Here is a 13,157-nt window from a genome sequence, read left to right on the forward strand (position 1 = left end):
TACGTTAATGATGGTCGCACAACCTGCAGAGGAAGTAGGCGGTGGTGCAAAAGCAATGCTTAAAGAAGGGCTTTTTACTAAGTACCCTACTCCAGACCATGTTATTGGTTTACATGTAAGTGCGAGTGTTCCTGCTGGTAAAGTTAGCATGAAAACTGAGTATACGATGGCAAGTGTTGACTCTGTTGATATTACTGTAAAGGGTAAAGGCGGTCACGGTGCCTATCCACATACAACAATAGACCCTGTTGTGATTGCTTCACGTATTGTATTGGCACTGCAAACTATTACTAGTCGCGAATTGTCACCACTTGAACCGTCAGTGGTCACTGTTGGCTCAATTCATGGTGGCTCTAAACACAATGTCATTTCTGATGAAGTAAAACTACAGCTCACACTTCGCAGTTATAACCCTGAAGTACGTTTGCAACAAATCGCGGCGATTAAACGAATTTCTAAAGGTATCGCATTAAGTGCTGGCCTTGATGAAAGCTTAGCGCCTGAAGTATATGTACATGAAGATGAGTCAATTCCTTCGACTTACAATAACCCTGCACAAACCAATGTAGTGCGTTCAGCAATTGCTAATGCTATTGGTGAAGACAATGTTCTTGAAACTGAAGCTGTAATGGCTGGCGAAGACTTTGGTCTATACGGTCGTACAGAGCAGCACGTGCCAATTACTTTGTTTTGGTTAGGCGGTGTTGAACCGAGTCAATATGATGCAGCAATGCAATCTGGCGCAACATTACCTTCTTTACACTCAAGCAAGTTTGCACCTGATTACAAGAAGGCTCTTCCTACAGGGATTACAGCGATGAGTAATGCTGCGGTTGCCCTATTCAACAAAAAATAGTTTAGGCTGACTTAGCTCTAGGCTTAGTTTTTCTTTTAAAACGTCGCTTTTGCGGCGTTTTTGGTAACTGAGCAAAGACTTGGCTGTCGCACTGCTTGGCTTGCTCAACTAAAGCATGTAACTCTGCCAACAATGGCGTTAAAAATTGCTGATAACTCATGTGTTGCTCAGCTATATTCCCTAACGATGCTTCCCACTTAGCTGTTAAGTCAGGGCTAGCAAGCTGCTCTGGTAATGTACTTATAAGAGCTTTGCCTGTTGCGGTAGCTAGAATGTTTTTACCCTGACGCTCTAAAAAGCGTCGTTTAAATAAAAGCTCAAGAATACCAGCCCTTGTAGCCTCAGTGCCTAAGCCATCAGTTTCTTTGAGGATCTTTTTAATTTCTGGGTCTTTCACATAGCGGCTGATGCCTGTCATAGCACTCAATAAGGTAGCATCAGTAAAATGCGCTGGCGGTGTCGTCATTTTGTCTACCACTTCACCTTGATTGCAATGTAGCGGCTGACCTTTTTCAAGTGGCGGTAAGGTTTGCTCATCTTTTAACTCTGTTTTGCCCATTAATGTTTTAAAGCCTAAGCTAACATCTTGCTTAGCAGCAGCTTTAAAAAGCCCACCCGCAATTTCAACCGTTACTTTAGTTTCGTTAAATATATAGTCTGGATAAAACTGAATTAAATAATGACGGCAGATCAACCGATAGATTTTTTGTTCATCACTATTTAATGATGCTGAGCGAAGCTGTTTTTCGGTAGGAACAATAGCGTGGTGAGCTGCAACCTTGCTGTCATTAAAACATTTACTCCGCTTATTGGTATCAGCTTGCTTGCAAGCTTCACTTACTTGACCTTCATTATTAGTGATGGCGGCAATAATACTCGCTGCATCTTTATGATGCTCTTTTGGTAAATAGCGGTTATCTGAACGAGGGTACGTAATTAACTTATGACGCTCATACAAGCTTTGACAGGTATCTAGCACCTTTTGTGCTGGCATTGAAAACGCCTTTGCCGCATCAATTTGTAAAGCCGACAAGTTATAAGGCAGTGGCGCTTGTTGCTTTTTTTGCTTTTGTTCAAGCTCAACTACTTTCGCTGGCTGATTAGTTATGCGTGACACAACATTTTCAGCAAGCCCTCTATGTAATACCCGCCCTTCTTCATCTTGATAAGGTTCACATGCTTTACTTGGCTGCCACTTTGCAGAAAATACTTGCTGCTGCTGAGTTTCAAGATGAGCTAATACTTCATAAAAAGGTTTCGCTACAAAGTTAGCTATTTCATTATCACGATTTACAACTAGACCTAAAATAGGAGTTTGAACACGCCCAACAGATAACACATTACCAAACCCAGCTTTTTGCCCAGCAAGCGTATAAGCGCGAGTTAAATTCATGCCAAATAGCCAATCGGCACGTGAGCGAGCTAAAGCAGATACACTCAATGGAATAAAATCGCGATTCGATTTTAAATTATTCAGCGCTTTTTTAACTGCACCTAAGTTTAAGTCGCTGATCAAGAGTCGTTGAATTTGCTGTTTTTTAACTTGGCTAAGTTTAACCTGTTCGATCACTTCATCAACCAATAGCTGGCCTTCCCTATCAGGGTCGCCGGCATGAACAATTATATTTGCCTGCTTGATTAGCTTTTTTAATACAGTGAGTTGTTTACGTGTTTTTGATTTAGGCTTTAATTGCCACTGTTCAGGCACGATAGGTAAATGCTCAAACCGCCACTTTTTAAAACTTGCATCGTAGTCATCGGGTTCTGCTTGTTCAAGCAAATGACCAATACACCATGAGACACAATCACCATTACCTAGCTCTATATAGCCATCATGCTTTTTTTGTGGTTTTGGCAGTGCATCTGCAATGGCTCGCGCCAAGGATGGTTTTTCGGCAATGTAAAGTTTCATAACGCAACACTAAATACTGTTTTTATAAACAGTAGTCTAGCACAGGATTTTTAACGAAGAAACGCCTTATGCTTGCTGGCTTCGTCGAGTAAAGAGGTAGATAAGCGGTAGGTAACATACGACCACAGTACCAATATTGATTAGCGGTAGCAGGGTCTTGTACATGTAGGTGCTGTAAGACAAATCCCAAAGGTGGCGGTCAACTAAACGGAACAACTGTAGAATGGGCGCCATTATCACAACCAACTGCCCTAAAACACTTTGCCATAAGTAGACTTTATCTTTAATACCCAAGTAAGCAATGATTGCCATCCAAGCAATATCATTAAAAGCCCAGACTACATAGCGCCAGATATAGATATCATCAAACTCTCTTAAAGCAGAATAAATAAGAGTTCCATAAAGGAAAAAAGCAGCAGTAATGATAGAGAAATAAAAAGCGGGCCAATCTTTACGAAGGTAAAAAATAATAATAGCCGGGCTCAAAATGAACACCCAGCTATTGCTTAATATAACTCTAATTTCTACAAACCAATCAGGCAAAATGCAGTGCCTTAATCAGTTTTATCATCATCACCGCCATCACCATTGCCTGGCATATAGCTATATTTATCAACTTTTTTCATTTTTATACTCCATTACATGTGTTAATGAAGTTTCACTTTAATTGATTTATTGCCTTACATCAATAGGGTCAGACTCGTGTGCTTTACCTTGCATAATAGAGATTTCAACACGGCGATTACGCTTGCGATCTTCATCGGTCACATTCGGTACAAGAGGCCTTGTTTCTGCGTGACCTACCACCATCATACGAGATTTATCAAAACCGGGCGCTTTTTCCATTTCACTGGCAACTGCCACCGCACGTTTTGATGATAAATCCCAATTATTAGTATAAAGTTCATTCGATACTTGGAAGTCATCAGTGTGACCTGACACGGTTATTTCACCCGGCACATCTTTTAACAGCGTAGCAATATCACGAATAATAGGTTTAAATTTTGGCTGTAAAAAAGCACTACCTGATGGGAATGAGCCATTCTCACGGATACGAATAATAATTTGCTGGCCTAATGACTCGAGCTCAATCGCACCATCCATAATTTGCTGTTCTAGTTGCTGAGCAATTTTCTTCACAAGTTCATTTGTTTGTTCTTGATCAGCTGCTGAAATTGACTGTTCTAAAGCTTGTTGCTGAGCCGTACTTTGCGATTCACCACCTCGTTTATTACCGCGCTGTTCTTGTCGACCACCGGCAGAGCTTTCGTCGCCAGCCTGAAACTCAAGCATTTGTTGCGTCATTTCTACGGTTTGTTGTTGAATCGTTTCAATAGGTGTGGGTTCAGGTTTACCCGGAGTGAACTCCATGGCAATGACCGAGGTTCCCTTTGGAATATCTTTTACTTCAATTTTATTTTGTACACCGAAAGCAAACTTCATGGAGCCGGCAATTTGCTTAAACTTCAGTACGTCCATTTCTGAGAAAGCAAGCAAGAGTACAAAGAAGCACATTAATAATGACATTAAATCTGCGAAGGTTCCCATCCAGGCGGGTAAACCCGGTGGTGGACATTTGCACTCTTGATCTGACATGCCCTACTCCTCGGTATCAACTTTACGTTTTGATTCAGCTAAGTAGTTTTTCAAGATACCTTCAATTACTTTCGGGTTTTGACCATCTTGAATACCTAGTACCGCGTCGAGAATTAAACGTTGATTAAGCGCTTCCTCGTCTTTACGTAGCTCTAGTTTTACCTGAATTGGAATAGCAACAACGTTTGCTAAGAACGCACCATAGAGAGTAGTTAAAAGTGCAACCGCCATTGCAGGGCCGATTGCTTTTGGGTCATCCATGTTTGATAACATAGCAACCAAACCGATTAGCGTACCGATCATACCCATCGCAGGGGCAATATCGGCAAGTGATTTAAATAAACCAGCCCCTAGTTCATGACGGTTAGCTGTAAGAGAAATATCTTTTTGTAGGGTGGCACGAACAACATCAGCATCATGACCATCCACTAACATATCGACCCCTTTGCGCATAAAACCGTTGGGGATTTCGGCTTCTTCTAATGCTAAGAAACCACCTTTACGTGCTGAATCAGCTAATTCTACTGCTTTTTCAATTAATTCTTCTGGAGATTCGATTTTGAACATAAAGGCTTTTGCAGCGACTTTACCTATGCCCAAAAATTGCCCCATAGTGAAATTCGATAATACGATAAAAATCGAACCACCAAATACAATGACCACCGAAGGCGTGTTGTAAAACATTGCAACTTGGCCGTCACTACTTAACACCATCGACATAGCAATTAAGCCTATGGCACCAAGAATACCTATTATGGTTGCTAAATCCACATACCCCTCCAGAGGAACAATTACACGACACCCTCAGGTATCAAATTTTTATTATTAACTGCTTATCGGCAAGCAGTTGAAATACTTAAATCATTAAATGAATTAATTTTATTTTAATGTAAGATTTTTAAGCTACAAGTTTAAGCTGTATCTAAAACCGTAAAAATAGCATATTGAAAATGGATTATGCGTAAAAAAACACATCATTCTTTGACCTAGTTTAGCATTCCACCTAAAATTGGCCTCACTTTCTAACAGCTATCGAGGCCACAATGGCAACAAAGAAACCAGAAAACTTAAGCTTTGAAGAAGCGCTGGATGAATTATCTCAAATTGTTGCACAAATGGAGCAAGGTGAATTGTCACTAGAACAATCGCTAAAACAATTTGAACGCGGCATTGCACTGGCGAATGCTTCGTCTGGTAAGTTACAGCAAGCCGAACAAAAGGTTGCCATTTTAATGGGTAACGATAGCCAAGCTCCTCTTAGCAATTTTGATTCAAACTTGGACTAATTAAGTGCAATTAAAAGAACAACTACAACGCGCTCGTGAAGACGTTGAAGCACATTTAAATCGCTATTTCGAACTACCACTTAATACCGAAAAAACCATCAAAGAAGCCACCCATTACGGTGTTTTAAATGGTGGTAAGCGCTTACGTCCATACCTTGTATACGCAACGGGTCGAATGATGGGCGCAGACAAGACCGATCTTGATATTCTTGCTGCCGCTATTGAGTGTATTCATAGCTACTCTTTAGTCCATGATGACTTACCTGCCATGGATGATGATGACTTAAGACGTGGCCGCCCTACCTGTCATATTGTTTATGGCGAAGCGCAAGCCATACTCGCGGGCGATGCATTACAAACGCTGGCATTTGATTTAATTGCCAACCATCAATTTGCCGTTCCTGCGAGCCAGCAAGTAAAAATGATTGCCTCATTAAGCAAAGCCTCAGGTATTGAAGGTATGGTAGGTGGGCAAGCACTGGATATTGAAGCGACCGATAAAGAAATTACCGTTGCGCAGTTAGAGCGCATTCATCAGCTAAAAACGGGCGCCTTGCTTAATTGTGCTATTACACTCGGTGCATTGAGTGCAAAAAGCTGTGATGAACATACTCTCGCGCAATTAAACCTATTTGGCCAAGCAATAGGGCTAGCTTTTCAGGTACAAGACGATATCCTTGATGTAGAAGCTGATACTGAAACATTAGGTAAGCCACAAGGCTCAGATATTGCGGCTAATAAAGCAACTTACCCTGCTTTATTAGGTATGGCTGGTGCAAAGCAAAAAGCACAAGATTTACTAGCTCAAGCTCATCAAGCTCTTGAGGCAATTGATTACGACACCAGCGAACTGGCGAGCCTTGCTAGCTATATCGTTGAACGTAATTATTAATGCCTAAAAAAGAAAGACAAAATAACTAAAAAATCAGAGCAGCAATGGGCTATAATGCACTCTGGTTAGCGAAGGATGTATAAAAAATCATGACACTTGATAGTAGCAAGTATCCATTATTAAGTTTGGTTGACGAACCAGCACAGCTGCGTGATTTAGCGCAAGACAAGTTACCTGCGTTTAGTAAAGAGTTACGCGAATACCTACTTAATTCAGTTTCGCAAAGTAGTGGTCATCTAGCATCAGGTTTAGGCACTGTTGAACTAACCGTTGCGCTGCATTATGTTTATAACACTCCTGAAGATCGTTTAGTATGGGATGTGGGTCATCAAGCATATCCGCACAAAATCTTAACGGGTCGTCGTGACCAAATGCATACTATTCGTCAAAAAGACGGTTTGCACCCTTTCCCATACCGTGAAGAAAGCCCTTACGATACATTTAGTGTTGGCCATTCGAGCACCTCTATTTCAGCAGCCTTAGGCATGGCCATTGCTGCCGAAAAAGAAGGTAAAGATCGTAAAACAGTTGCTGTTATTGGCGATGGTGCGATCACTGCTGGTATGGCATTTGAAGCGATGAACCACATGGGTGATGTTAACCCTAACGTGTTAATTATCTTAAACGATAATGAAATGTCGATTTCAGAAAACGTAGGTGCACTAAACAATCACTTTGCCCGTATTTTATCTGGCAGCTTCTACACCAATATTCGTGAAGGCAGTAAAAAGCTTCTTTCTGGTTTACCGCCAGTGAAAGAACTTGCCAGCCGAATGGAAGAACATTTAAAAGGTATGGTCATTCCGGGCACTTTCTTTGAAGAGTTAGGCCTAAACTACATCGGCCCAATTGATGGCCACGATGTTAATATGATGGTTGATACCTTACGTAATATGCGCAACCTTAAAGGCCCGCAATTACTACATATTAAAACGCAAAAAGGTAAAGGTTATAAGCCTGCTGAAGCAGATCCAATTGGCTACCACGGCGTACCAAAATTTGATCCGAGCATGTCGAAATTACCAAAATCAAAACCGGGCGCTGCCACATTCTCAAATGTGTTCGGTGACTGGTTATGCGATATGGCAGCTCAAGACGACAAGCTAATGGCAATTACCCCTGCCATGCGTGAAGGCTCAGGCATGGTACGTTTTTCTAAAGAGTACCCAGCGCAATACTTTGATGTAGCAATTGCTGAGCAACATGCTGTAACGCTTGCAGCTGGTCTTGCTTGTGATGGGTTGAAGCCTGTTGTTGCTATTTATTCAAGCTTTTTACAACGTGCGTACGACCAACTTATCCACGATGTAGCATTACAAAACTTACCTGTTCTATTTGCTATTGACCGTGCCGGTATTGTTGGTGCTGATGGTGAAACTCACCAAGGCGCCTATGACTTAAGCTTTATGCGCTGTATTCCTAACATGATTATCATGGCGCCTAGCGACACTAACGAGTGCCGCCAAATGCTTTACACTGGCTACCAATGCAATCAACCTGTTGCTGTTCGTTACCCACGTGGTAGTGCCGGTAATTGTGAGGTTGAATCAACCATGAGTGCAATTGAAATTGGTAAAGCGCGTAATATCAAACAAGGTAATAAAGTGGCCATATTGTCGTTTGGTACGCTGCTAGAGAACGCCAAGGTAGCTGCAGAAGAGCTTAACGCAACAGTGATTGATATGCGCTTTATTAAGCCTCTTGATACTGACGCTATCAGTGAATTACTCGGCAGTCATGATGTCATTGTTACCCTAGAAGACAACGCCATTGCAGGCGGTGCGGGTTCTGCTGTAAATGAATACTTAGCTGCAATCAAAGCGGATGTGACTATCTTAAATTTAGGTATTCCAGATGAGTTCATTAAGCATGGTACGCAAGATGAAATGCACGCCGAAATGGGCCTAGATGCAAGTGGTATCTTAACTAGCATCAAAGAGTTCATGGCTTAAGCCAAACAGCATTCACAAAAAAGGAGCCTTAAGGCTCCTTTTTTAATACCAATAGAAACGCTAACGCATCCAAATTTTAATATCGGCTAAGCCATTAGCTTGAAGTGCACTAAGCTGCTGATCAACATTGTGGCTCTGCTCGAATTCAAAGGCATCTAATTGCTCGTCAAAGGTAATGTTTGCTACACCATCACCACCGCGCTTTTTAACTTGATGCAATGCAATATCAGCAAGGTTAACTGAGGTTTCCCAACCAATAACTTGGCCACCTAATAAAGGTAAAGGATAGAAAGACCAGCCAACCGACGCAGTAATCGTGGTCGATTCTCCATTCGGTAATCTAAATGGGTTTGCTGCAATTGCTTCACATAAATCGGCCACATAATTGTCTATTGCTGTGCGTTTGAAATCACGTAGTAAGAGTAAAAACTCATCGCCACTCCAGCGTGCAACATAGTCAGAACCTTGAGTACGACTATTCAATAAAGTCGCCATTTGCTGTAAGCAGCTATCGCCGGCAAGCGGGCCATATGCATCATTAATGCGACTGAAGTTATCAAAGTTAATTATCAATAGCACGAGCGACTTACCCTGCGCTTGCAATGATTGCGAGTTACGCTGGAAGTGTTCGATATCTTTAGGGAGCTGATCAAACAAGAAGCGGCGGCTACGTAGGCCTGTAAGCTCATCTGAGTGACTAACTAACTTAAGCTGTGAGTTCACTTGGTTAAGTTTATCGTTAGCTTCTCGAAGCTCTACGGTACGTTCTGTTACTAAGCTTTCAAGGGCTAATTGCTTACGTTTCTCTTGCGCTCTAAATACCCAAAATACAAGGTAGAACAGTAAAATAAAGCTACTAGTGATCAAGAGTCTAAAATAAATAGTCTCATCAAAACGGCGCGGCACTACAAAGCTGTACTCAGTACGACGTGCTTTTTGCCAATCTTCACCACGGCGTTTTGCTTCAAGTTGGAATAAAAACGAACCCGGCGGTAAGTTGGTATAGATTGCCTCACGACGAGTATTGGCATAACGCCAGTCACTGTCTAAGCCACTTAAACGGTAACGGAACTCAATACTTGAAGGAGCATAATAATCAATCGCAGTGTATTTTAACGTTACATCGCGTTCATCAATTTGCAGCTCTGGTTTATTACCTAAAGTTGCGGTACTTAAATGACGAAGCGGCGTGATCAAGCTTTCAATGCGAGGCTTAAGAGCTTGAACACCAAAAAGCTCAACGCTCTTTGGTATTTCTACCACACCTTGTAGGCTTGGGTACCAAATAGAGTTACCGGTATCTGCTACAGCGTCATGACCCAGACCAGCACAACACTGACTTGCTTTACCATCAAGTTGACGGTCGAACGATGAGATCACTTGTTCTACTTTTAAGCTCTCGATATCAGTACCAAACTGCTCTACTGGCATGCGGTATACACCTTTCATGGTACTAACCCAGATACGTTTTAATTGCTTATCGTAAACAAGACTAAAAATAGAGCCATACGGCAGACCATCTGTCGCATCTAACTGACGCCACTGACCTTTGGTACTGCGATAAAATAAACCATCGTTAAGTGAGCCAATTAATATCCCCACCCCTTCAATATTCAAAATACTAGTAACGTAGGCACTTTCTAAGCTGGTTTGGTCGCCAATTTTTTCAATCCCGCGGTCGGTAAAGTAATAAGCCCCTTTACTGGTGCCAATTAAGCCAAAGTTTTGCTCATCCAGAACATAGGTAATAAATTTACTGCTTAAGAATGCATTGTATGCAAAGGGTGTTAAACCACCGTAGCTTAAGCGGTACATACCACGGCCAGTACCGAGCCAAAAACCGCCTTTGCTAGAACGGCTAATTGCGAATACTGGGTTATCGCGCAGCGCTCGCCCCGGTACCGTATACAAGTTTTGATTTTCGTAATAAAACACACCGCGGCCTGTTGCGATGTACAAACGATCACCATCAAATTGTAAGTCGTGCACTGCAGCTAGACCAAACTGGTTACTCGGAATTTGATTTACAAAATTCTTGTTGTAATCAAAGTAGCCAACACCGCTGCGGTTAGCCACCCATAGTTTGCCATCAGGTGCTTGGCTAATCGCCATCACCGCTTCGGTCATATTTGAGATAGCTGAGTGACGTTCAATACGTCCTTCGTGAGCAAGCCATAAGCCTTCACTGAAACTTGCCAGCCAAATATTATTTTGATTGTCACGGAAAATATCGGCAAACCAAATGCTTTGATCGAGCTGGCTTGGCTCAACCCATTGCCAATCCCCTGAATTATCACGAAATAACAGTCGGCCATAGGTCGAAATCCAAAGCGCCCCATCTGAGTCGCTCATAAACTTATAAACGGCAGAGTTACTGGCATTTGGCAGTGGGAATGGGCGCAGCTCGTCATCTAAATCAAGAAAGTAAGCACCCAGCTCTGAAGCTAGGTATAAGTTCCCTTCAAGCCAAGCCATATCATGAATAATGGTTTGTGCTAAACGCTCAGGTAATGAAACTTTGGCAGTCAGCTCTAATCGTAACTTTGCAAAGTCAGAAGAGGTATTGGTTAAACGCAATAAATGACGCTCATTGACCAGCCAAATGCCTTCTGGCGACAACGCCATTTGGCTCACTGAACCAACAATTTGCGTAATTGCTGTGGCATTAGATACAGGTACAATTAACGCTGAGTTTTGATTGAGTGTGACTTGATTTCGAGCAACGTAATAAAGGCCATTCGCTGCAATCCATATACTGCCTTTGGAGTCTTCAAGAATATCGCGAACCGGACCTTTGACGTTAAAGGTTTGCGACATCATGGTTTTAGGATCAAGTGTTACCAAGCCATTTTTGGTACCAACCCAAAGTAACCCAGTACTATCGACTAATAGCTTATTAATACCATTACTTGGTAGGAAATCGCTGTTTTGCGTATTGAAGTTAGTGAAGGTGTTACCATCAAAGCGGCTTAAGCCAAACTGAGTACCTAGCCACATATAACCTTGCTCATCTTGAGCAATGCTTTTTAAAGATTGCGATGGCAAGCCATTTTGGATGTTCCACTGTTTGACGACATAGTCAGTAATAGATGCAAACGCAGACGTGCTGCAAAGCATCAACAAACAGACAACTAGAAATCGCATCATATACTTGCCACCAAGTAACACTTAACTCATCGTTTAAAAAGGCAAATAGCCTGCTTTAAACAAGGCTTGAACACAAATTAATGAAAATATACCTGCTAAAATATCATCAGCCATGATGCCCAAGCCACCGTGTAAACGTCTATCTAGAATTCGGATAGGGCCTGGTTTAGCGATATCAAAAAAGCGGAACAATAAAAAACCAACCAACAGTGACTGCCAACTCAGTGCAGCACCAATCATGGTGATATAATAACCAGCAACTTCATCCCAAACAATGGCTGGATGATCATGTACCCCTAAGTCATCTGCTGTTTTACCACATGCCCAAATACCAAATACACTGATCACGATGGCAAACACAATCTGTAACCACAGTGGAAAGTACATAGTAGTAAAAATAAATGGCAAGGCAGCAAAGGTACCAAAGGTGCCAGGTGCTTTAGGGGCAAGGCCTAAGCCAAAACCCAAACCAAAAAATTGGTGTGGGCGTTTTAAATTGAATAATCGGTTACTGCTCAAACCGGCTCCTTCGTAAAGTGCTGAAAGCCCTTACCTTGATAATTAAATTGCTCACCATCAAGTAATAGCTCAATCTCACCTTCGCCACTTTTAATTTGACCTACACAACTTGCTTCAACACCATATTGGCGTAGCTTCATATCAACCATGCTTTTATTGCTTTCTGGCACAGTAAACAGCAGCTCGTAGTCGTCACCGTAATTTAAGATATAGTCAAATTGCTCTGCTCGTGGAATCGACGAGTTTAATGCATCAGAAACAGGCACTTTATCAACATTGATCACCGCACTAACTTGCGATAGCGCTAAAATATGGCCCAAGTCAGCTAATAAGCCATCGGAAATATCAATTGCTGCAGAGGCAGCGCCTCGCAGAACCTGACCAGCTGCAACACGTGGAGTCGGATAATCAAAGCGATTATTTAAATAGCTTAAGTGTTCAGGGGCGATATCGAGGCCTTGTTTACGGGCTTCAATGGCTACACCAGCATCTCCTAATGGACCTGTTACATAAATCCAATCGCCAACTTTAGCACCGCTACGGCGCAGTGCTTTGCCTTCAGGCACGATGCCTTTAGCACAAATCGTAATAGTTAAAGGGCCTTGAGTGGTATCACCACCAATGATTTGCACATTGAAGTACTCTGCAATTTCATGCATGCCTTCAGTGAACTCTTCAAGCCACTCGATATTTGCTTCAGGCAACGTAAGGCCTACCGAAATCCACGTAGGTTCAGCGCCCATTGCCGCAAGGTCACTTAAGTTAACAGCTAAAGCTCGATGCCCAAGGGCACGCGCAGAGATGTCATCAAAAAAGTGTACGCCCGCAACTAAGGTGTCTGTTGTTACCGCCAATTGACAGTTTTCAGGCACAGTTACTAAGGCACAATCGTCACCAATACCTAGGTTCACATCACGGCGAATAATGCCACGCCCCTTAAAGTAACGATTGATTAGTTCAAATTCCTTCATACACAAAAAAGCCGGCCCAAGCCGGC

At 42.2% G+C, this 13,157-nt stretch carries 11 protein-coding genes (1 of these 11 only partly in view); 4 read left to right on the forward strand and 7 right to left on the reverse strand.

Going from position 1 to position 13,157, the window contains the following annotated elements; genetic code table 11:
* Nucleotides 1–856 carry the 3' portion of a M20 metallopeptidase family protein gene (locus AADY36_RS13165; protein ID WP_054562653.1) on the forward strand. The gene continues 458 nt to the left of window position 1, outside the view, so the window shows 856 of its 1,314 coding nt (coding positions 459–1,314); its start codon lies beyond the left edge, outside the window; its stop codon occupies nt 854–856.
* Between the two features lies 1 nt (nt 857).
* Here AADY36_RS13165 and AADY36_RS13170 read toward each other — a convergent pair whose 3' ends face one another.
* The 4 genes from AADY36_RS13170 to pomA all read right to left on the reverse strand — a co-directional run bounded on the left by AADY36_RS13170 (nt 858) and on the right by pomA (nt 5,135).
* Complete coding sequence (locus AADY36_RS13170) at nt 858–2,768, reverse strand: DNA topoisomerase III (protein ID WP_342409064.1); 1,911 nt, start codon at nt 2,766–2,768, stop codon at nt 858–860.
* Nucleotides 2,769–2,834: 66 nt separating this feature from the next.
* Nucleotides 2,835–3,311 carry a hypothetical protein gene (locus AADY36_RS13175; RefSeq protein ID WP_054562655.1) on the reverse strand — a complete coding sequence of 159 codons (477 nt, stop codon included), beginning with the start codon at nt 3,309–3,311 and terminating at the stop codon, nt 2,835–2,837.
* Nucleotides 3,312–3,440: 129 nt separating this feature from the next.
* Complete coding sequence (locus tag AADY36_RS13180; protein WP_054562656.1) at nt 3,441–4,364, reverse strand: flagellar motor protein MotB; 924 nt, start codon at nt 4,362–4,364, stop codon at nt 3,441–3,443.
* Nucleotides 4,365–4,367: 3 nt separating this feature from the next.
* Entirely contained in the window at nt 4,368–5,135 is a 768-nt protein-coding gene (pomA, locus tag AADY36_RS13185) for a flagellar motor protein PomA (protein WP_054552564.1), read from the reverse strand.
* 272 nt (nt 5,136–5,407) lie between these two features.
* On the opposite strand from pomA, the gene xseB reads away from it, so the two are divergent.
* The 3 genes from xseB (at nt 5,408) to dxs (ending at nt 8,494) form a co-directional block, all read left to right on the forward strand.
* A complete protein-coding gene (xseB, locus tag AADY36_RS13190; RefSeq protein WP_054552565.1) occupies nt 5,408–5,650 on the forward strand; it encodes an exodeoxyribonuclease VII small subunit in 243 nt (80 codons plus the stop codon).
* 4 nt (nt 5,651–5,654) lie between these two features.
* Nucleotides 5,655–6,542, forward strand: a complete 888-nt coding sequence (gene ispA, locus AADY36_RS13195) for a (2E,6E)-farnesyl diphosphate synthase (protein ID WP_055021990.1) — start codon at nt 5,655–5,657, stop codon at nt 6,540–6,542.
* Between the two features lie 89 nt (nt 6,543–6,631).
* Nucleotides 6,632–8,494, forward strand: coding sequence for a 1-deoxy-D-xylulose-5-phosphate synthase (gene dxs, locus AADY36_RS13200; RefSeq protein WP_342409065.1), 1,863 nt, complete (start codon nt 6,632–6,634; stop codon nt 8,492–8,494).
* A 60-nt stretch (nt 8,495–8,554) separates the two neighbouring features.
* Here the strand turns inward: dxs and AADY36_RS13205 are convergent, their stop codons facing one another.
* The 3 genes from AADY36_RS13205 to thiL are packed head-to-tail and all read right to left on the reverse strand — an operon-like array spanning nt 8,555 to nt 13,131.
* A complete protein-coding gene (locus tag AADY36_RS13205; protein ID WP_342409066.1) occupies nt 8,555–11,641 on the reverse strand; it encodes a two-component regulator propeller domain-containing protein in 3,087 nt (1,028 codons plus the stop codon).
* Between the two features lie 33 nt (nt 11,642–11,674).
* The gene (locus AADY36_RS13210) at nt 11,675–12,160 is read right to left on the reverse strand and encodes a phosphatidylglycerophosphatase A family protein (protein WP_054562659.1); all 486 of its coding nucleotides are present in this window, start codon (nt 12,158–12,160) and stop codon (nt 11,675–11,677) included.
* The gene (gene thiL, locus AADY36_RS13215) at nt 12,157–13,131 is read right to left on the reverse strand and encodes a thiamine-phosphate kinase (protein ID WP_054562660.1); all 975 of its coding nucleotides are present in this window, start codon (nt 13,129–13,131) and stop codon (nt 12,157–12,159) included. Before thiL ends, AADY36_RS13210 begins: the two co-directional genes overlap by 4 nt.
* Nucleotides 13,132–13,157: the final 26 nt, after the last annotated feature.

It is taken from the genome of Pseudoalteromonas sp. D15MCD-2 (assembly GCF_038562745.1).
Taxonomy (GTDB): Bacteria; Pseudomonadota; Gammaproteobacteria; order Enterobacterales; family Alteromonadaceae; genus Pseudoalteromonas.

Excerpts from the sequence above, each read along its gene's own strand:
- thiL (WP_054562660.1), bottom strand. The coding sequence starts at position 13,131 with ATGAAGGAATTTGAACTAATCAATCGTTACTTTAAGGGGCGTGGCATT.
- dxs (WP_342409065.1), top strand. The coding sequence starts at position 6,632 with ATGACACTTGATAGTAGCAAGTATCCATTATTAAGTTTGGTTGACGAA.
- AADY36_RS13180 (WP_054562656.1), bottom strand. The coding sequence starts at position 4,364 with ATGTCAGATCAAGAGTGCAAATGTCCACCACCGGGTTTACCCGCCTGG.
- AADY36_RS13170 (WP_342409064.1), bottom strand. The coding sequence starts at position 2,768 with ATGAAACTTTACATTGCCGAAAAACCATCCTTGGCGCGAGCCATTGCA.
- AADY36_RS13205 (WP_342409066.1), bottom strand. The coding sequence starts at position 11,641 with ATGATGCGATTTCTAGTTGTCTGTTTGTTGATGCTTTGCAGCACGTCT.
- xseB (WP_054552565.1), top strand. The coding sequence starts at position 5,408 with ATGGCAACAAAGAAACCAGAAAACTTAAGCTTTGAAGAAGCGCTGGAT.